Genomic DNA, 18,456 nt, shown 5'->3' with positions numbered 1-18,456 from the left:
AAGGTCATGGACGGGCGCTTAGGATAGCCGCAGTCGCGGCGTATACAGCGCCACGCCGAAGAAATCTCGCGTCGGCTGGCACAGACCCTGCTTGCGCCGAGACGCCTCGCCACCTGCCCTTCGCGGCACCCACGGGACAAGAAAAGGAACGCCATGAGCCCAACACCCTCCACCTTCGGCCACAGCTTCGCCACCCGCACCGAAGACCACCTGCTGCACACCGTGGGCGTGGCCCCGGCCGCTGCCAGTTCCACCGAGCTCATGCACGCCGTCTCGCAGGCCGCGCGGGCCGAGTTGTCGCAGCGCTGGGTGCAGACCCAGGCGGCCGACCGCGGCGCGCGGGCACGCCGCGTGTACTACCTGTCGATGGAATTCCTGATCGGGCGCACGCTGTCCAACGCGCTGGCCGCGCTGGGGCAGAACGACGGCGCGGCCGAGGCCCTGGGCGCCCACGCCAAGGCCATGGAGGAAGTGGCCGACCACGAGCCCGATGCCGCGCTCGGCAACGGCGGCCTGGGCCGGCTGGCGGCCTGCTTCCTCGACTCCATGGCATCGCTGGGCCTGCCTTCGTTCGGCTACGGCATCCGCTACGAGTACGGCATGTTCGCGCAGGAGATCCAGAACGGCGCCCAGGTCGAGCACCCGGACCCCTGGCTCAAGGACGGCACGCCCTGGGAGTTCCCGCGCTGGGAGCTGAGCTACCCGGTGCGCTTCGGTGGCTGGGTCGAGCATGTGGACGGCAAGGCCATCTGGCGCCCGGCCGGCGAGGTCGCGGCCAAGGCCTACGACCTGGTGATCCCGGGCCACGGCACCAAGAAGGTCAGCACGCTGCGGCTGTGGAAGGCCACGGCGCCCGCGCACATCGACCTGAACGCCTTCAACACCGGCGACTACCAGCGCGCCGCCACGGCCAAGAACGAGTACGAGAACATCTCCTGGGTGCTCTACCCCAACGACAGCACGCCGGCCGGCCGCGAGCTGCGCCTGAAGCAGGAGTACTTCTTCGTCGCCGCCTCGATCCAGGACATGGTGCGCCGCCACCTGGACGAGCACGGCACCTTGTCCAACCTGGCCGACCAGGTGGCCATCCACCTCAACGACACGCACCCGGCCATCGGCGTGGCCGAGCTCATGCGGGTGCTGGTGGACGAGCACGGCATGGACTGGACGCCGGCCTGGGCCCTGTGCCGGCGCACCTTCAGCTACACCAACCACACGCTGATGCCCGAGGCGCTGGAGACCTGGCCCGTGGGCCTGATGCAGCACGTGCTGCCGCGGCACCTGGAGATCATCTTCCGCATCAACAAGGAGTTCCTGGACTTCGCGGCCCTGCACCGGCCGGGCGACAACGGCTTCCTGTCGCGGTTGTCGCTGATCGACGAGACCGGCGAGCGCCGCGTGCGCATGGCCAACCTGTCCATCGTCGGCAGCCACAAGGTCAACGGGGTGTCCAAGCTGCATTCCGACCTGCTGGTGCAGACCATCTTCGCGGACTTCGCCGCGCTGTGGCCCGAGCGCTTCACCAACATGACCAACGGCGTCACGCCGCGGCGCTGGCTGTCTCAGGCCAACCCGGGCCTGTCGAGCCTGCTGGACCGCCACATCGGCCACGGCTGGCGGCGCAACCTGGACGAGCTGCACAAGCTCGCCGCGCTGGCCGGCAACCCCGAGGTGCGCGCCGAGTTCATGGACGTCAAGCGCGCGAACAAGGCAAGGCTGGCCGCGCTCATCGCGCGCACGACCGGCGTGCAGGTCAACCCGGACGCGCTGTTCGACGTGCAGGTCAAGCGCATCCACGAGTACAAGCGCCAGCTGCTCAACGTGTTGCACGTGATCGGCCGCTACCAGGCCATCCTGGCCGACCCCAAGGGCCCGGACGGCCAGGGCTGGGTGCCGCGCGTGGTGCTGTTCGCGGGCAAGGCCGCGTCCAGCTACCACATGGCCAAGAACATCATCAGGCTGATCCACGACGCCGGCCGCGTGATCAACAACGACCCGCGCGTGGGCGACCTGCTCAAGCTGGTGTTCATCCCCAACTACGGCGTCTCGGTGGCCGAGACCATCATGCCCGGCGCCGACCTGTCGGAGCAGATCTCCACGGCCGGCACCGAGGCCTCGGGCACCGGCAACATGAAGCTGGCGCTCAACGGCGCGCTGACCATCGGCACCGACGACGGCGCCAACATCGAGATCCGCGAGGCCGTGGGCGACGACAACATCTTCATCTTCGGCCTGAAGACGCCCGAGGTGCAGGCGCTGCGTGCCAGCGGCTACCAGCCGATGCGCCACTACGAGGGCCAGCCCGAGCTCAAGGCCGTGCTGGACGCCATCACCGGCGGCCAGTTCTCGCCCGAGGAGCCGGGCCGCTACCGGGGCCTGGTCGACGCGCTGCTGTGGGGCGGCGACCACTACATGCTGCTGGCCGACTACGCCAGCTACGTGGCCACGCAGCGCGAGGTCGATGCGCTGTACCGCCAGCCGGCCGCATGGTGCCAGCGCGCCATCGCCAACGTGGCGGGCATGGGGGTGTTCTCCTCTGACCGTACGATCAGGGAATACGCCCGCCAGATCTGGCGCATCGAACCGAAACCATGACCACACCCACCCCCGGCCCACAGCACGCAAGCTTCCTGATCTCCGAAACCGACCTGTGGCTGCTGGCCGAGGGCACGCACCGGCGCCCGTACGAGGTGCTGGGCGCGCACGCGTTCACGCACCAGGGCGTGGCCGGCACGCGCTTCGCGGTCTGGGCGCCGAATGCGCGGCGCGCCAGCGTGGTCGGAGACTTCAACGCCTGGGACGGCCGCGCGCACCCCATGCAGGCCCGGCCCGGCGCCGGGCTGTGGGAAGCCTTCGTGCCCGGCGCGGGCCCCGGCGCGCTCTACAAGTACGAGCTCGAGGACGCCAGCGGCAACCTGCTGCCGCTCAAGGCCGATCCCTACGCGCTGGCCGCGCAGCTGCGCCCCGACACCGCGAGCCAGGTCGCCACGCTGCCGGCCGTGGTGCCGGCCAGCGCCGAACGCCAGGCCGCCAACGCCATCGATGCGCCCATCAGCATCTACGAGGTGCACCTGGCCAGCTGGCGCCGCAAGCCCGAGGACGGCAACCGCTGGCTCGATTGGGACGAGCTGGCGGCCGAGCTGATCCCGTACGCGCTGGACATGGGCTTCACCCACCTGGAGCTGCTGCCCATCAGCGAGCACCCCTTCGACGGCTCCTGGGGCTACCAGCCCATCGGCCTGTACGCGCCGACCTCGCGCTTCGGCGATCCGGCCGGCTTCACGCGCTTCGTCGCCAAGGCCCATGCCCAGGGCCTGGGCGTGCTGCTGGACTGGGTGCCCGCGCACTTCCCGAGCGACGCGCACGGCCTGGCCCGCTTCGACGGCACGGCGCTGTACGAGCATGCCGACCCGCGCGAGGGCTTCCACCAGGACTGGAACACGCTGATCTACAACTTCGGCCGCACCGAGGTGCGCAACTTCCTGGTCGGCAACGCGCTGTACTGGCTGGAGCGCCACGGCGTGGATGGCCTGCGCGTGGACGCCGTGGCCTCCATGCTCTACCGCGACTACAGCCGCCAGGACGGCCAGTGGATCCCGAACCGGCACGGCGGCCGCGAGAACCTGGAGGCCATCGATTTCCTCAAGCGCATGAACGAGGTGGTCGGCCTCGAGCGGCCCGAGGCCACCACCGTGGCCGAGGAATCGACCTCGTTCCTCGGCGTCTCGCGCCCCACCTTCGCGGGCGGCCTGGGCTTTCACTACAAGTGGAACATGGGCTGGATGAACGACACGCTGCGCTACTTCGGCCGCGAACCCGTGCACCGGCGCCACCACCACCACGAGCTGACCTTCAGCATGGTGTATGCCTACAGCGAGCAGTTCGTGCTGCCCTTCTCGCACGACGAGGTGGTGCACGGCAAGGGCTCGCTGCTCACGCGCATGCCGGGCGACCGCTGGCAGCAGTTCGCCAACCTGCGCGCGCTGTACGGCTACATGTGGGCGCACCCGGGCAAGAAGCTGCTGTTCATGGGCTGCGAGTTCGGCCAGGCGCGCGAATGGAACCACGAGGCCAGCCTGGACTGGCACCTGCTGGGCGACGGCCTGCACGCGGGCGTGCAGTCGCTCGTGCGCGACCTCAACCGCGTGCTGCGCCACCACCCGGCCCTGCACACGCAGGACAGCCAGCCCGCCGGCTTCGAATGGATCGAGGCCAACGACGCCCAGCACAGCATCTTCGCCTTCGTGCGCCACGGCCGCGAGGACGGGCAGACCATGCTGGTGGTGTGCAACCTCACGCCCGTGGTGCGGCGCGACTGGCGGCTGGGCGTGCCGCGGCCGGGCCGCTGGCACGAACGGCTGAACACCGATTCCGTGCACTACGGCGGCAGCAACGCGGGCACGCCCTGGGGCGTGGCGGGCACGGAGCCGATCCCGTCGCACGGGCACACGCATTCCGTCCTGCTCACGCTGCCGCCGCTGTCCACCGTCTTCCTGGAGTGGACGCCTTGACGGCAAGAAACCCCGCCGCTCCCCGAGGGCTGCGGCGATGAAACGACCCGACGCCCACGCCCTGCAACCCGGCCAGCCCTGGCCGCTGGGCGCGCATTTCGACGGCAAGGGCATCAACTTCGCGGTGGTCTCCGAGCACGCCCAGGCCATCGAGCTGTGCCTGTACGACGACACCGGCCGGCAGGAGATCGCCCGCGTGGCGCTGCCCGGCCACAGCAACGACGTCTGGCACGGCTACCTGCCCGGCGCCCTGCCCGGCCTGGTCTATGGCCTGCGCGCGCACGGCCCCTGGCGGCCCGAGCGCGGCCACCGCTTCAACCCGTTCAAGCTGCTGCTGGACCCCTACGCGCGCGAGATCGTGGGCGATTTCGAGTGGCGCGACGAGCACTTCGGCGCCGACCTGCGCCACCCGCTGCACATGGACCAGGCCGACAACGCCGCCCATGCGCTCAAAGCCCGCGTGGTGCACGACGGGCACGACTGGGCCGGCGACGAGCCGCCGCGCACGCCGCTGGCGGACAGCGTGTTCTACGAGGTCCACGTCAAGGGCTTCTCGGCACGCAACGCCGCCGTGCCCGAGGCCCTGCGCGGCAGCTACGCGGGCCTGGCGCACCCGGCGTCGATCGCACATCTCCAGCAGCTCGGCGTCACGGCCGTGAGCCTGCTGCCCGTGCACTACGCGCTCGACGAGCAGCGGCTTGTGAACATGGGCCTCACCAACTACTGGGGCTACAACACGCTGGGCTTCTTCTGCCCCTCGCCACGCCTGGCCAGCAGCCAGGGCGGTTCTGCCCAGCGCACCGAGTTCCGCGCCATGGTGGCGGCGCTGCACGCCGCCGGCATCGAGGTGCTGCTGGACGTGGTCTACAACCACACGGCCGAGACAGACGAGACCGGCCCCACGTTGTCCTTCCGCGGCCTGGACAACGCGCTGTACTACCGGCTGCCGCCCGAGCACAAGGCGCTCTACGAGAACCACACCGGCTGCGGCAACACGCTGGACATCCGCGCACCGCGCGTGCTGCAGCTCGTGATGGACAGCCTGCGCTACTGGGTGGCGGACATGCACGTCGACGGCTTCCGCTTCGACCTGGCCCCCGTGCTGGGCCGCGGCGACAGCGGCTTCGCGCCTGGCGGCCCGTTCTTCACGGCCGTGGCGCAGGACCCCGTGCTCTCGCGCGTGAAGATGATCGCCGAGCCCTGGGACATCGGCCCGGGCGGCTACCAGGTCGGCAACTTCCCGCGCGGCTGGATCGAGTGGAACGACAAGTTCCGCGACAGCATGCGCGGCTTCTGGACCCAGGCCGCCGCAGGCCGCCCGGCCGGCCACCGCGGCGAGTTCGCGCTGCGGCTGTGCGGCTCGTCCGACCTGTACCAGCCACGCAACCGCGCGCCGGGCGAATCGGTCAACTACGTGGTCTCGCACGACGGCTTCACGCTGGCCGACCTGATGGCCTACGACCAGCGCCACAACGCCGCCAACGGCGAGAACAACCGCGACGGCCATGGCCACAACCTGAGCTTCAACTGCGGCGCCGAGGGCCCCAGCACGGATGCGCAGGTGCTGGCGCTGCGCGCCCGGCTGCAGCGTGCGCTGCTGGCCACCGCCCTGCTGGCCCAGGGCACGCCCATGCTGGCCGCCGGCGACGAGCTCGGCCACAGCCAGGGCGGCAACAACAACCCCTACTGCCAGGACAACGCCACCACCTGGATCGACTGGTCCCGGGCCGACGCCGCACTGCTCGCCTTCACCGCGCGCGTGCTGGCCCTGCGCCGCCAGGCCCTGCCGTTCGGTGCCCGCTGGTACAGCGGCCTGTCGGACCCGCTGGGCCTGCACGACCTGACCTGGCTGCAGGCCGACGGCAGCCTGCTGACGGGCGACGCCTGGCAGGACGCCGGCCAGCGCGTGCTGGGCTGCCTGATCGGCAAGCCCGGCCGCGCCAGGGCGCCGTTGCTGCTGCTGGTCAACGGCGGCACGGCAGACACCGCCTTCCTGCTGCCTGCCGGCGTCTGGCGCTGCTGGCTGGACACTGCCCGACCCGAAGGCCGCTCGCGCTGGTACGACCAGGGCGAGCAGGCCTACGCGCTGCCTGCGCTGAGCATTTCCCTGTTGGCCGCCGAGGGCGCCAACATCCAACTCGACTGACGTTCCATGCGACTACCCCGCGCCAGCGGCATCCTGCTGCACCCCACCAGCCTGCCCGGCCCGCACGGCGCCGGCGACCTCGGCCCCGCGGCCCACCACTTCGTCGACTGGCTGGCCACGGCCGGCCAGAAGCTCTGGCAGATCCTGCCGCTCGGCGGCGTCGGCCCCGGCAACTCGCCATACATGAGCCCCTCGGCCTTCGCGGGCAACGTGCTGCTGATCGACCTCGCCGCGCTGGCGGCCGAGGGCTGGCTGCCCGAGGCCGCCCTGGCGCAGCCGCCGGCCTTCGACGCGCTGCGCATCGACTTCGCCGCCATGGTGCCCTGGCGCATGGCCCTGCTCGCGCAGGCGGCCCAGGCCTTTGCAACGGACGCGCGCCCCGCGCAGCGCACGGCGCACCAGGCCTTCTGCGTCGAACACGCGCCCTGGCTGGAAGACTATGCGCTGTTCATGGCGCTCAGCGAAGCCCATCCCGGGCGCGACTGGGCCGACTGGCCGGCGCCGCTGGCGCGCCGCGTGCCGGCCGCGCTGGCCGAGGCCGCCGCGCTGCACGCCGAACGCATCGCGTTCTGGCGCTTCGTGCAGTGGCAGTTCTTCGTGCAATGGCGGCGCCTGAAGGCCTACGCCAATGGCAAGGGCGTGGCCATCGTCGGGGACGCACCGATCTTCATCGCGCCGCAGAGCGCCGAGGTCTGGGCCCGGCAGGACCTGTTCGAGCTGGAGCCCGACGGCCACCTGAGCGTGGTCGCCGGCGTGCCGCCCGACTACTTCAGCGCCACCGGCCAGCGCTGGGGCAATCCGCTGTACCGCTGGAGCGCGCATGCGGCCGAGGGCTATGCCTGGTGGACGGCGCGCATCCGCCACACCTTCGCGCTCGTGGACGTGGTGCGCATCGACCATTTCCGCGGCTTCGCGGCGCACTGGGAGATCCCGGCCAGCGAGCCCACGGCCATCCACGGCCGCTGGGTTCCCGGCCCCGGGCCGGCGCTGTTCGACGCCATCGCCGACGGGCTGGGCCCGCTGCCCATCATCGCAGAGGACCTGGGCATCATCACGCCCGACGTGGACGCGCTGCGCCGCGGCGCCAACCTGCCCGGCATGCGCGTGCTGCACTTCGCCTTCGACGGCAAGGCGCAGAACCCCTACCTGCCGCACCACCACGAGGCCGACACCGTGGTCTACACGGGCACGCACGACAACGACACCACGCGCGGCTGGTGGGCCACGGCCGGCATGGCCGAGCGCGAACAGGCCGCGGCCTACATGGGCCAGGGCGTCGAGCAGATCACGCCCGCCATCCATTGGGCGCTGATCCGCCTGGCCTGGGCCAGCGTGGCCGACACCGCCATCGCACCCCTGCAGGACGTGCTGGGCCTGGGCGCCGAGCACCGCATGAACCTGCCCGGCGAGGGCGAAGGCCACTGGGCCTGGCGCTTCGGCTGGGACATGGTGCGGCCCGAGCACGCCGAGCGGCTGGCCGCGCTGACCCTGCTGTACGGACGCGCCTGATCAGCCCAGCGCGCAGGCCTTGCGCACCAGGTCGACCTGGCGCGAGCAGCCCATCTTGGCCATCAGCACCGCGATCTGCGTGCGCACGGTGCTGATCGCCACGCCGTGGCGCGCCGCGTAGTCGACCGGCGCCACCCCCTCGGCCAGTGCGGCCAGCACGGCGGCTTCGGCCGTGGTCAGCCCGAACGCGAGGCGCAGCAGTTCGGCCTGCACCGGCTTGCGTTGCCGGTCGGCGGCGACACGCACCAGCACCAGCGCCTCGGCACCGGCAAGTGCAGCCGGCGCACGGGCCAGCGCCAGCCGGTGCGCCGCACCCTGGCCGGCCGGCAGCGCCAGCGCCACGGCCTCGCCGCCCGCGGCCCGCTGCACGGCGACCAGCCAGGCGGCCTGCAGGGCCGGCTCACGGTGCTGCAGCAGGCCGCCGCGCGGCACCAGCGCCCCGGGCCGGCTGAACCAGGCCTGGGCGGCCGGCCCGGGCGCATGGACCAGCGCGCCCGAACGCGCCACGAGCAGCACGGTTTCGCCGAACGAGTCCAGCGCGGCCTCCACCACGGCCAGGGCCTGCACCGCGCGCGTGCGTTCGCGCGCCAACGCCTCGCCCACCGCCTGCGTCAACGCGCGCATGGGCGCGGCCGCCAGCACGTCGCCGATGCGCGTGTCCACCAGGCTGCGCTGCACGCACACCGCGCTGAGCCGGCCCGCAGAGACCTCGGTCATGAAGGCCAGCATCTGGCGCAGCCGGTGCTTGCACATGAAGTCGGCATAGAACATGTTGCGCTGCAGGCTGGCGGTGGAATAGAACTGCGCGCTGTCGAGCCAGGTGCCGGCGGCGGCGCCGCGCGCCACCGGGCTCATGATGTCGTGCGGGTGGTAGTGGTCCACATACGCACGCTGGGCCGCGGCATCGCCGCCGCGGATCTCGAAGGCCAGCAAGCCGCCGGCGCCGTCGAACGCCGTGTAGGTGGCCGAATCGGCGCCCGTCAGCTCGGCCAGGCCCTCCAGCACCGCCTGCCACGGCGGCGCCGCGCCATCCAGATGCCGCGCAGCGTCCAGCGCACGGCGCACCACGGTTCCGATCTGCATGCAGTTCCTCCCGCGCTGTGGACGGGCCCCCACCCGGCGGACAGCGCGCCACTTGTACTCCCGGCGCGCGCACGGTGTCGCGCGCATGCGCTGCGGCGCGTCCGCCATTTGGCGGATGTTCGAAGGGAAATGCCCGGCCGCGCCAGTGCTGCACCTACCATCGCCGCCGCCATGCCTTGCCGGAGTTCCTGATCCTGCCGCCACCCCCGACCCGCCGCCCGCGGCAGTCCCGGCCCGCGTGACCGCCGCACGGACCACGCTGGGACTGTGGCTGCTGCTGCAGTTGCTGCTCGGCGGCCTGCAGGGCGGGGATGCCCCGGCGCTGCACGTCGAGGCATCGGCCGCGCACTGGCATGGCGACACCGCGCGGCGAGACCGCGCCGACGCGCTCGCCCAGCGCCAGCACGCACCGCGCACGGCCAGCCTGTCGGCCGACGACATGCTGGCCGGCGGCCGGGCGCCCACGCTGCTGCCGGCCGGCCCGCAGCCACGCCCCTGCATCGCCACGCCCGGCCGCGCCGGCGCACCGGTGCTGGCGGGCTACCGCGCCCGCGCACCGCCGTCACGCGCGTGACGCGCCGCGCGCCCGGCCTTGGCCCGGCGCGCCGATTTCCCTCCGACTTTCCCTGGCACGGGGCCGCCCGAAGGCGCGCCCCTGCCCTTCCTTTTGCTCCCATTCCCATGAACGCCTACACCGCATTGCTCGGGCTCGTCGCCCTTTTCCTGTTGCACGCCGCCTGGCGCGAACGCCAGCTCGACAACCACCGCGATGCCAGGGCCCTGGCCGTCTGCAGCGCGGGCCTGGGCGCGCTGGCGGCCACCTTCGGCTTCGTGCTGTGAGGCGGGCTTGGCGTGCAGGCCTGGCGCTGGCGTGGCTGGCCCTGGCCGGCATGCCGGCCCAGGCCGCATTCGAGGGCTGCCTGGCGCTGTTTCCGCAGCGCCATGTGCCGCAGCTGCCGCAGGGCTTCGCGCAGGCGACGCGGCCGCTGTGCTTCGACGGCTTCGCCATCCTCTACTCGGCCACCAGCAAGACGCCGGTCTATGCCGTCGAGCGGCTGAACCGCCGCGACTTCGAGGGCGCGGCGAAGCACCAGCGCGGCCGCAACCCGTTCTACGAGGAGGCCCGGCTGCCACGCGCCGAGCGCGCCACGCTGCAGGACTATCGCACCGCGCTGCCCGACGGCCAGCGCATGGACCGCGGGCACGTGGTGCCGGCCGGCGACATGACGCAGGCGCAAGGCTTCGCGCAGAGCTTCTCGCTGGCCAACATGGTCCCGCAGGTGCCGGCCGCCAACCAGGGGCCGTGGAACCGCATCGAGCAGGACACGCGCCGCTACGTCCGCCGCGCCCGCGGCGATGTCTACGTGGTCACCGGCCCGGTGTTCGGCCCGCAGCCCGCGCGGCTGGGGCCGGGCCGGGTCTGGGTGCCCGAGGCGATGTTCAAGCTGGTCTATGACGCCAGCACGAACCGGGCCTGGGCGCACTGGCTGCCCAACAGCGCTGGCGCCCACGTGCAGCCGCCCATCACCTACGAGGCGCTCACGCACCGCATCGGCCTGCGCCTGCTGCAAGGGGAGCCGGACGACTGAAGCTGCGCCGGACCCGGGCCACGGCCACGCAGGGCATCCCGCAAACACGGTAGGGACGCGCGACATTCCCACGCCTTGTGGATGCGCGGCCCCGGGCCGCGACACAGACTCGCCCCTTGCCGAATGCGAGGAACCCGACGATGGCCGCCATCGACCACCTGCAAGCCCTGTCGCCGACGCTGAACGCGGTGGTCTGGCTCTACCTGTCGACCAACGCCGTGCGCGTGGTCACCTACCTGCCGCAGATCCGCGCCGTGTGGCGCGACACCGAGGGCGCGCGCACGCTGTCGCTGCTGACCTGGGGCTCGTGGACCGTCTCGAACCTGTGCGCGCTGGCCTATGCGGCGATGGTGGCGCACGACGGCCCGCTGGCCTTGATCTCCGCCATCAACCTGGTCGGCTGCGGTTGCGTGACGGCCATCGCGGCCCACCGCCGCCTGCAGTGGCACCGGCAGGCGCCCGTGCCGGCACCCCGCGGCCGCAGCCTCAGGCGTCCTGGAAGCCTTTGGACCGGAACGTCAGCACCAGCGTATCGCGGTGCCCGCCCGCGTCCAGCGGCTGGATCGGGGTGGACTCGTGGATCACGCGCGCGTCGTCCAGGAACAGAAGAGACCACGGTTCGGTCAGCGTGAAGCGCTGCCCGTTGGGGCCGTCGGCCTCGAACACGCGCGTCTCCGCCCCCTTGATGCCCTGCCGGCTCACCAGCACCACGGCCACGAAGTCCACGCCGTCGCGGTGCGCACCCTCCGGCGTGGGCCGGCCGATGCCGTCGGTGGTGTCGATGCGGAACTGGTGCGCCTCCACGTACCAGCGCGCGGGCGCGCCGCCGCGCAGGCTGCTGCACAGGCCGGCCAGGCCCAGCACCAGTTGCTGCCAGGCCGGCTGCACGAGGTCGGCGGCCAGCATGGGCTCGAACCAGCGCTCCATGCCGCCGTGCAGCGCGTTGTAGGCCACGGGCTGCCAGTGCGCGCGGTGCGGCACCGCCTGCAGCTGGCCGCCGTCGGCGATGAAGCTGGCGTGGCGGCGGCGGCGGTAGCGGCCGCCGTCCTTGAGGTAGGCGTCGGGCGGCAGGTCGGACCAGGACGGCTCCAGCACGCGCAGCGCCTCGGCCGTGCAGCCGGCCAGCGCGCCCACGGTGGCGGCCGCGAGCACGGCATAGCCCTGGCGGTGCACGGTGGCAACCACCTGGTCGGGCGGGGTCAGCGGAGGGACGAACGAAGGCGTGGTCATGTGGAAATCCAGGATGGCCCCCGGCGGAGCCAGGGGATGCATGTTGCCACCGTGTGGAGCGACGTGGAGCGGTGTGGAGCGATGCCGTCAGGCCCGTGCGGGGCGGCCCGCGCCGGGCACCAGCACGCGCAGCCAGTGCGGCCGCCAGGTCAGCGCCGCGGCCACGCACAACGCGGCGGCGGCCAGCGACATGACCCAGACCAGCGCGGCCATCGACGCATGGTCGACCGCCAGGCACAGCACCAGCGAGCCGGCCAGCGCCACCGCGCCCGGCACGCGCAGCCACTGCGCGCCGGCGGGCGGCGGCGCGCCAGCCCCGCAGACCTGTTGCCAATGCACCTCCATGGCCAGCGCGAGCCAGCCCATGCCGGCCAGCGCCGACAGCACCGCCGCGCCCAGCAGCAAGGCATCACGCATGGAGGGTCTCCCGCGCCAGGCCAGCGCCGGCGGCCTGGCCCGCGGTGCGGCGGCGCAGCTTGCGCGCGGCCAGCACGGCGATGCCCGCGCCGGCCAGCAGGAACAGGTCGACGCCCGCCACCGGCCAGTAGCCCGCGCCCAGGGTCTTCCACAGATGGTCGCCCGTGGTCAGCCAGTTCAGCGCCACGGCCAGCACCGCGAGCCCGGCCACGGCCACGCACTGCTCGCGCCAGGCCGGGTTGCTGCGGCCCTGGGCCACGGGGGCGCTGCGCCACAGCGCATGCACCAGCGCCAACGTCCAGCCGGCCCAGAAGGCATAGCGCTCCAGGTCGCCGCGCGCCGGCCAGCCGGCCGGCAGGCTGTCGGGCAGCAACCGGTTGGCGATCAGCATGCCCAGCGCGGCCACCAGCATGCCCGTCACCGTGGTCACGGCCAGCGCATCGACCGTGCGCACGCCCTGGATGCCCTGCCTGGCGTGCTGCTTCTTGCGCTTCTCGACGAAGAAGACGAAGCCGGTCGCGATGCAGACGCAGCCCGCCAGCCCGCCCAGCACGTAGAACCATCGCAGCAGCCAGTGGCGAAAGTGCTGCAGGTGCAGGCCGGTCAGGAACTCGTTGACGCTGTCGACCGCGCTCTGCGGCGGGTCCTCGCGCAGCAGCGCGCCGGTGGAGGCCTTGAAGTGGATGCCCTCGCCCACCAGCGCGATGCGGTCGGTGCCCGCGCGGTAGACGCTGACATAGCCGTTGGCGTCGCCCACGTGCTGCAACGACAGGAAGCCGACCTCGCCGCCCATGCCCTTGTCGCGCCAGCGGCGCTGGGCCTCGCCCACCATGGCATCCACCGAGGCCAGCGGCGCGGCCACGCCCGCGCGCTCGTGCGGCAGGCCGGTCTCCTGGGCTTCGAGCTTCTCGTGCAGCTCGTGCAGCGGGTTCAGCTGGGTGGGGCCGACCGGGAAGTAGATGCCCGCGAAGATCACCAGCCCCGTGAAGGCGAAGAAGAAGTGGAACGGCAGCGCCACCACGCCCGTCATGTTGTGCAGGTCCAGCGCACTGCGCTGCGTTGCCTTCTTCGGGCGGAAGGTGAAGAACTCGCGGAAGATCTTGCGGTGCATCACCACGCCGCTGACCAGCGCGGCCAGCATCGTCAGCGCGGCGAAGCCGACGATCCAGGTGCCCAGGCTCATCCAGTTCAGGTTCAGGCTGTAGTGCAGCGGGTAGAAGAACTGGCTGCCGATCTTGAGCCGGTCGTCCGGCAGCGCGGCGCCGCTGCGCGGATCGATGGTGCGGGTGCCCCAGACGCCTTCTTCAGGGTCCTTGGCGCCCGGCACCTCGTAGTTGGCAAAGATGCCCAGCACCGGATCGCGGTGGGTGGTGTAGGCGCCCCAGCTGCGCACGGTGTCGAAGCGCTCGGGAATGGGGCCGTCCACCCGGCCCTGCAGCAGTGCCACGTTCTCCTTGTTCGGCTGCATGCCCGCGAAGATCGGCTTGAGCATCCGGTCGAAGGACGGCATGGGCTGCGGCGCGAAGCGCGAGGCCGGGATGGCCCAGCGGTCGATCTCGCGGTCGAACACCGACAGCGCGCCGAAGAAGAACACGACCATCAGCACGAAGCCGAGCACCAGCCCGAACCAGGTGTGCAGCCAGGCCATGGCGAGGCGGAAATTGGGGAACATCGTCGGCCCTTTCAGCGCAGTAGCGCGGATTGCAGCAGCGAGGCCGCGCCCGCCATCACCGCCCCGCCGCCCGCCAGCACCAGCCACACGCGCGGCAGGCTGCGCGCCGCGAAGGCCCACAGGAACACCACCAGATAGGCCAGCATGGCGAGCATGGCGGTCAGGTGCTCGGCATCGTGGAACGGCATGCCCAGCGCGAACAGGCCGGCCATTCCAAGCGCGACGAGCCCCCAGGAAAAGGCATAGCCGCCCAGGACGGCGGCGGCGATGCGCGCTACGAGTTGCGGGCGGGTGACGGCAGGTGCGTGCATGGGAGTTGTTGAGAGTTGTTCTTATTCTATGGGCGCGGGGGTATAAGCGCGGCCACCACTTTCCGGAGACAACATGGACACACCCCTTTCCCCCATTTCCCCCACCGCGCCCGTTGCCGTCGTCACGGGCGGCGCCCGCGGCATCGGGCTGGCCGTCGCGCGCTGGTTCCTTGCGCGCGGCCACCGCGTCGCGCTGCTGGACCTCGAGGCCGAAGCGCTGCAGCGCACGGTGGCCGGCCTGGCCGCGCCCCACACCTCCGGGGCGGTGCTGGGCCTGCCCTGCGACGTGTCCGACCCGGCCCAGGTGCAGGCGGCCATCGACGGCGTGGCCCGGGCCTTCGGCCGCATCGACGCGCTGGTCAACAACGCCGGCATCGCCATCTTCAAGCCGATCGGCGAGACCGCGTACGACGACTGGCGCCGCGTGCTGGCCGTGAACCTGGACGGCCCCTTCCTGTGCAGCCAGGCCTGCGTGCCGCACATGCTGGCGGCAGGCGGCGGCGCCATCGTCAACATCGCCTCGATCTCGGGGCTGCGGGCCAGCACGCTGCGCGTGGCCTACGGCACCAGCAAGGCCGCGCTGATCCATCTGACCAAACAGCAGGCCACGGAACTGGGAACCCAGGGCATTCGCGTGAACTGCGTGGCGCCGGGCCCGGTGGACACCGAGATGGCCAAGCAGGTGCACAGCCAAGCCATCCGCCAGGACTACCACGACGTGATCCCCTTGGCCCGCTACGGCACGCCCGAGGAGATCGCCGAAGCGGTCGGCTTCCTGTGCAGCCCGGCGGCCAGCTACGTCAACGGCCAGCTGCTGGCGGTGGACGGCGGTTTCGACGCGGCCGGCATCGGCCTGGCCACGCTGCGGCAGGGCGCGGCGCGCTGAAGGCGGCAGCCGCGGTTGCGGCTGCGCAACCCCGGCGTGTCGGACAGCGCCGCAGCGTGGGCTTTCTGCATCAACACGGCGCGCGGCGCGCGCAGGGGGGCTGTTAATCTTGCGCCTGGACAAGTTGCACAAAAGTAACGGAACCGGCTGCCTTGAAAAACGCACTGCTGCAGGCGATTGGCGTGGCATTGGACGGGCTCGAAGTGGCCTATTGCGCCTTCGACGAGCACGACCGTACGCTGGCGTGGAACAAGACCTTCCTGTCGATCTTTCCGGAGCACATCGGCAAGATCCACGTCGGCGAAGCCTATGCCGAGAACCTGCGCAGGTTCTACGACGGCAGGCTGCGCGGGGAAGAACGCGCCTCGATCGACCGCTACATCGCCGAGGGCATCGCGCGCCACCGCAGCCAGCGCCGGCCCTACGAGTTCGACCACCAGGACGCCCGCGTGCGCGTCTCCTCGTTCGAGATCGGCCGGTTCGGACGGCTGCGGGTGTGGCGCAAGGTGGCGGCGCTGGCCACCATCCCGTCCGAACACGTGAGCAGCACGCGCCGCCTGGCCGAGATCGATGCCATGGCCGTGCTGGAGCGCCTGGCCGCCGGCGTGGTGATCGTGGACGTCGCCGACCGCGTGATGTGGTCCAACCAGGCCTTCCTGGACTTGTACGACCTGGACACGGCCGAGGCCGCGCTGGGCCGCAGGTTCGAGAGCATCTACCGCGCCGCCTGGACCGGTCGCGAGGGCGACGCCGCGTTCGTCGCGAGCATGGCCACGTTGCGCGACAACCAGCGTTTCTCAGGCGCCCCCTTCGTGCTGGCCCTGCCCGGCGAGCGCTTCGTGCGCGTCATCGAGCAGCGCGGAACAGCGGACGGGCGCGGCTGCTTCGAGCATGCCGACATCACCGACCTGCAGCGCCAGCAGGTCGCCTTGGAGGAGGCAGAGCGGCGCTACCGGCTGCTGGCGGAATTCTCCAGCGACATCATCCTGTCGGTCGAACACGGTGTGACCACCTACGCCTCGCCCGCGCTGTCCGAGTTGCTCGGGTGGGAAGTGCGCGAGGTGCTGGGGCGCGCGCTCGCGGAGTTCTGCCATGCCGACGATGTGCCGGTCATCGCCAAGGCCCTGCGCTCGGTGCGCCGCGGCCAGACGCAGCAGGACTACCGCGTCCGGGCGCTGCACAAGGACGGCTCCTTCGTCTGGGTGGAGGCACGTGCCAGGCATCTCCCGGGGGATTGCAGTGGGCTCGAGGACAGGCGCGTCGTCAACCTGCGCGGCATCGCCGCGCGCAAGGCGGTGGAGGACGCGCTGGCGCAGGCCCAATGCCGGCTGCAAGCGCTGGCCACCACCGATCCGCTGACCGGCCTGGCCAACCGCCGCAAACTCGACGAGGTGTTGCAACTGGAGTTCCGCCGGGTCCAGCGCGGCGCGGCGCCGCTGAGCCTGCTGCTGGTCGACATCGACCATTTCAAGCAATTCAACGACACGCATGGCCACCACGTCGGTGACGAGGTGCTGCAGCGCGTGGCAGCCGAAATGACACGCCTGGCCCAGCGCGCCGGGGATCTGGCCGCCCGGCTGGGAGGGGAAGAATTCGTCCTGTTGCTGCCCGGCGCTGGCGCGGAGGAGGCTGCACTGCTGGCCCAAGCCTTGCGCCGCCAGGTGGGCGCGCTGGACCTGGGCACGGCTGCGGCCGGGCGCATCACCGTCAGCGTGGGCGTCGCCACGGTCGATGCCGCGCTGCAGTTGTCGGAGCCGGGCGAACTGCTGCGGCGCGCGGACGCGGCGCTCTACCGCGCCAAGCGCGAGGGGCGCAACCGCGTCGTCACCGCCGGACCCTGAGGCCCGCCGGGACCGGCGCGCACGCGCCACCGCGGTTCACGGTTCGATCTTCACGCCCTTCCAGAACGCCACGCGGTTCTTGATCTCGGCCGCCGCGGGCTTGGGATCGGCGTAGTACCACGCGGCATCCTGGTTCAGCTCGCCATCGACCAGCAGCGAGAAGTAGCTGGCCTGGCCCTTCCAGGGGCAGGTGCTCTTGTGGTTGCTGTAGGTGACGTGCTCGCGGTTCAGCGATTCCATCGGGAAGTACTGGTTGCCTTCGACCAGCACCAGGTCATCGCTTTCGGCAAGGACCTTGCCGTTCCAGACAGCTTTCATGCCGTTCTCCTTCAAAGCCCCATCATGCCGGAGACGCGAGCCAGTGCAGGCTGAACAGGCGGTTGGGGTCGGTCCACACCGGCCCCGGCGTGAAGCCTGCCTCCACGGCCAGCGCGCGCAGGCTGTCGACGCTGAACTTGTGCGAGTTCTCGGTGTGCAGCGTCTCGCCTTCCTCGAACAGGTAGGCCTGGCCGTCCAGCTGCACGCGCTGGGCGCGGCGGCTGACCAGGTGCATCTCGATGCGCCGGCGCGGGCTGTTGTAGAAGGCGCCGTGCGCGAAGCCGTCCAGGTCGAAGTCCATGCCCAGTTCCCGGTTGGCACGCGCCAGCAGGTTCAGGTTGAAGGCGGCGGTGACGCCCGCCCCGTCGTTGTAGGCGGCATGCAGCACGGCCGGGTCCTTGACGAGGTCGGCGCCCAGCAGCAGCGCGCCGCCGCGCAGCACGCGCGCGGCCATGCGCAGGAAACGCAGCGCCTGCTCGGGGTCGAAGTTGCCGATGGTCGAACCCGGGAAGAAACCCAGCCGCATGCCGGTCTTGTGCGGCCCGGCGGGCAACTGCAGGGGCTGGGTGTAGTCGGCCACCACGGGCTGGACCGCCAGGCCGGGGTAGTCGCCGCGCAGCTGCTGCGCCGCCTGCGCCAGGTGCTCGCCCGAGATGTCGATCGGCACATAGCCGGCCGGGCGGTCCAGCGCGTCCAGCAGCAGCCGCACCTTGCGCAGCGAGCCGGCGCCGAACTCCACCACCTCGGCCTGCGGGCCGGCCAGCGCCGCGATCTCGCCGGCGTGGGTGCGCAGCAGGCCCAGCTCCGTGCGCGTCGGGTAGTACTCGACCAGTTCGCAGATGGCGTCGAAGAGCTGCGAGCCGCGCGCGTCGTAGAAGTACTTGGGCGAGATGCTGCGCCGGGCCGCGCCGAGTGCGGCGTGCATGTCGGCGCGGAAGCCGGA

At 71.7% G+C, this 18,456-nt stretch carries 16 protein-coding genes; 9 read left to right on the top strand and 7 right to left on the bottom strand.

The features are described 5' to 3' along the window. Positions 1-153: 153 nt before the first annotated feature. From ASF44_RS28650 to malQ, 4 genes are read left to right on the top strand one after another with little or no spacing between them, the layout of a single operon-like run. Positions 154-2,595 carry a glycogen/starch/alpha-glucan phosphorylase gene (locus tag ASF44_RS28650; protein WP_056902663.1) on the top strand — a complete coding sequence of 814 codons (2,442 nt, stop codon included), beginning with the start codon at positions 154-156 and terminating at the stop codon, positions 2,593-2,595. Beyond that, the gene (gene glgB, locus ASF44_RS28645; protein ID WP_082525115.1) at positions 2,592-4,511 is read left to right on the top strand and encodes a 1,4-alpha-glucan branching protein GlgB; all 1,920 of its coding nucleotides are present in this window, start codon (positions 2,592-2,594) and stop codon (positions 4,509-4,511) included. The genes ASF44_RS28650 and glgB overlap by 4 nt, the downstream gene beginning before the upstream one ends. Positions 4,512-4,548: 37 nt before the next feature. Next, the gene (gene glgX / locus ASF44_RS28640; RefSeq protein WP_056902662.1) at positions 4,549-6,657 is read left to right on the top strand and encodes a glycogen debranching protein GlgX; all 2,109 of its coding nucleotides are present in this window, start codon (positions 4,549-4,551) and stop codon (positions 6,655-6,657) included. 6 nt (positions 6,658-6,663) lie between these two features. Further along, positions 6,664-8,166 (top strand): 4-alpha-glucanotransferase, encoded by a 1,503-nt coding sequence (gene malQ / locus ASF44_RS28635; RefSeq protein ID WP_056902661.1) that lies wholly within the window; start codon positions 6,664-6,666, stop codon positions 8,164-8,166. Here malQ and ASF44_RS28630 read toward each other — a convergent pair whose 3' ends face one another. After that, on the bottom strand, positions 8,167-9,249 hold the full coding sequence (locus tag ASF44_RS28630) for a LuxR C-terminal-related transcriptional regulator (protein ID WP_056902660.1): 1,083 nt from the start codon (positions 9,247-9,249) through the stop codon (positions 8,167-8,169). Between the two features lie 238 nt (positions 9,250-9,487). Between ASF44_RS28630 and ASF44_RS32465 the strand changes: the two genes are divergently transcribed. From ASF44_RS32465 to ASF44_RS32455, 3 genes are all read left to right on the top strand, one after another. Next, a complete protein-coding gene (locus ASF44_RS32465) occupies positions 9,488-9,823 on the top strand; it encodes a hypothetical protein (RefSeq protein ID WP_082525114.1) in 336 nt (111 codons plus the stop codon). A gap of 107 nt (positions 9,824-9,930) precedes the next feature. Then, on the top strand, positions 9,931-10,089 hold the full coding sequence (locus tag ASF44_RS32460; RefSeq protein ID WP_162243885.1) for a hypothetical protein: 159 nt from the start codon (positions 9,931-9,933) through the stop codon (positions 10,087-10,089). Further along, positions 10,086-10,838 (top strand): DNA/RNA non-specific endonuclease, encoded by a 753-nt coding sequence (locus tag ASF44_RS32455; protein WP_162243884.1) that lies wholly within the window; start codon positions 10,086-10,088, stop codon positions 10,836-10,838. Before ASF44_RS32460 ends, ASF44_RS32455 begins: the two co-directional genes overlap by 4 nt. Positions 10,839-11,324: 486 nt before the next feature. Here the strand turns inward: ASF44_RS32455 and ASF44_RS28620 are convergent, their stop codons facing one another. The 4 genes from ASF44_RS28620 to ASF44_RS28605 all read right to left on the bottom strand — a co-directional run bounded on the left by ASF44_RS28620 (position 11,325) and on the right by ASF44_RS28605 (position 14,468). Next, positions 11,325-12,068 (bottom strand): 2OG-Fe dioxygenase family protein, encoded by a 744-nt coding sequence (locus tag ASF44_RS28620; protein ID WP_056902659.1) that lies wholly within the window; start codon positions 12,066-12,068, stop codon positions 11,325-11,327. A gap of 87 nt (positions 12,069-12,155) precedes the next feature. Then, complete coding sequence (locus ASF44_RS28615; protein WP_056902658.1) at positions 12,156-12,485, bottom strand: DUF3325 domain-containing protein; 330 nt, start codon at positions 12,483-12,485, stop codon at positions 12,156-12,158. Next, complete coding sequence (locus ASF44_RS28610) at positions 12,478-14,157, bottom strand: PepSY domain-containing protein (protein ID WP_056902657.1); 1,680 nt, start codon at positions 14,155-14,157, stop codon at positions 12,478-12,480. Before ASF44_RS28610 ends, ASF44_RS28615 begins: the two co-directional genes overlap by 8 nt. A gap of 11 nt (positions 14,158-14,168) precedes the next feature. Next, the gene (locus ASF44_RS28605; RefSeq protein WP_056902656.1) at positions 14,169-14,468 is read right to left on the bottom strand and encodes a hypothetical protein; all 300 of its coding nucleotides are present in this window, start codon (positions 14,466-14,468) and stop codon (positions 14,169-14,171) included. 73 nt (positions 14,469-14,541) lie between these two features. Between ASF44_RS28605 and ASF44_RS28600 the strand changes: the two genes are divergently transcribed. Together ASF44_RS28600 and ASF44_RS28595 are read left to right on the top strand one after the other, a co-directional pair. Further along, entirely contained in the window at positions 14,542-15,354 is an 813-nt protein-coding gene (locus ASF44_RS28600; RefSeq protein WP_056902655.1) for an SDR family NAD(P)-dependent oxidoreductase, read from the top strand. Positions 15,355-15,506: 152 nt separating this feature from the next. Continuing rightward, positions 15,507-17,195: a diguanylate cyclase gene (locus ASF44_RS28595; protein WP_056902654.1), complete on the top strand. Its 1,689-nt coding sequence runs from the start codon at positions 15,507-15,509 to the stop codon at positions 17,193-17,195. Between the two features lie 36 nt (positions 17,196-17,231). Here ASF44_RS28595 and ASF44_RS28590 read toward each other — a convergent pair whose 3' ends face one another. Further along, a complete protein-coding gene (locus ASF44_RS28590) occupies positions 17,232-17,513 on the bottom strand; it encodes a DUF427 domain-containing protein (RefSeq protein WP_056902653.1) in 282 nt (93 codons plus the stop codon). A 22-nt stretch (positions 17,514-17,535) separates the two neighbouring features. Next, complete coding sequence (gene egtD / locus ASF44_RS28585) at positions 17,536-18,438, bottom strand: L-histidine N(alpha)-methyltransferase (protein ID WP_082525155.1); 903 nt, start codon at positions 18,436-18,438, stop codon at positions 17,536-17,538. Positions 18,439-18,456: the final 18 nt, after the last annotated feature.

This window comes from Pseudorhodoferax sp. Leaf274 (assembly GCF_001422445.1).
Lineage (GTDB): Bacteria > Pseudomonadota > Gammaproteobacteria > Burkholderiales > Burkholderiaceae_C > Pseudorhodoferax.
Note: the sequence above shows the minus strand (reverse complement) of the source record. Positions and strands in the feature narration are given on the sequence as shown.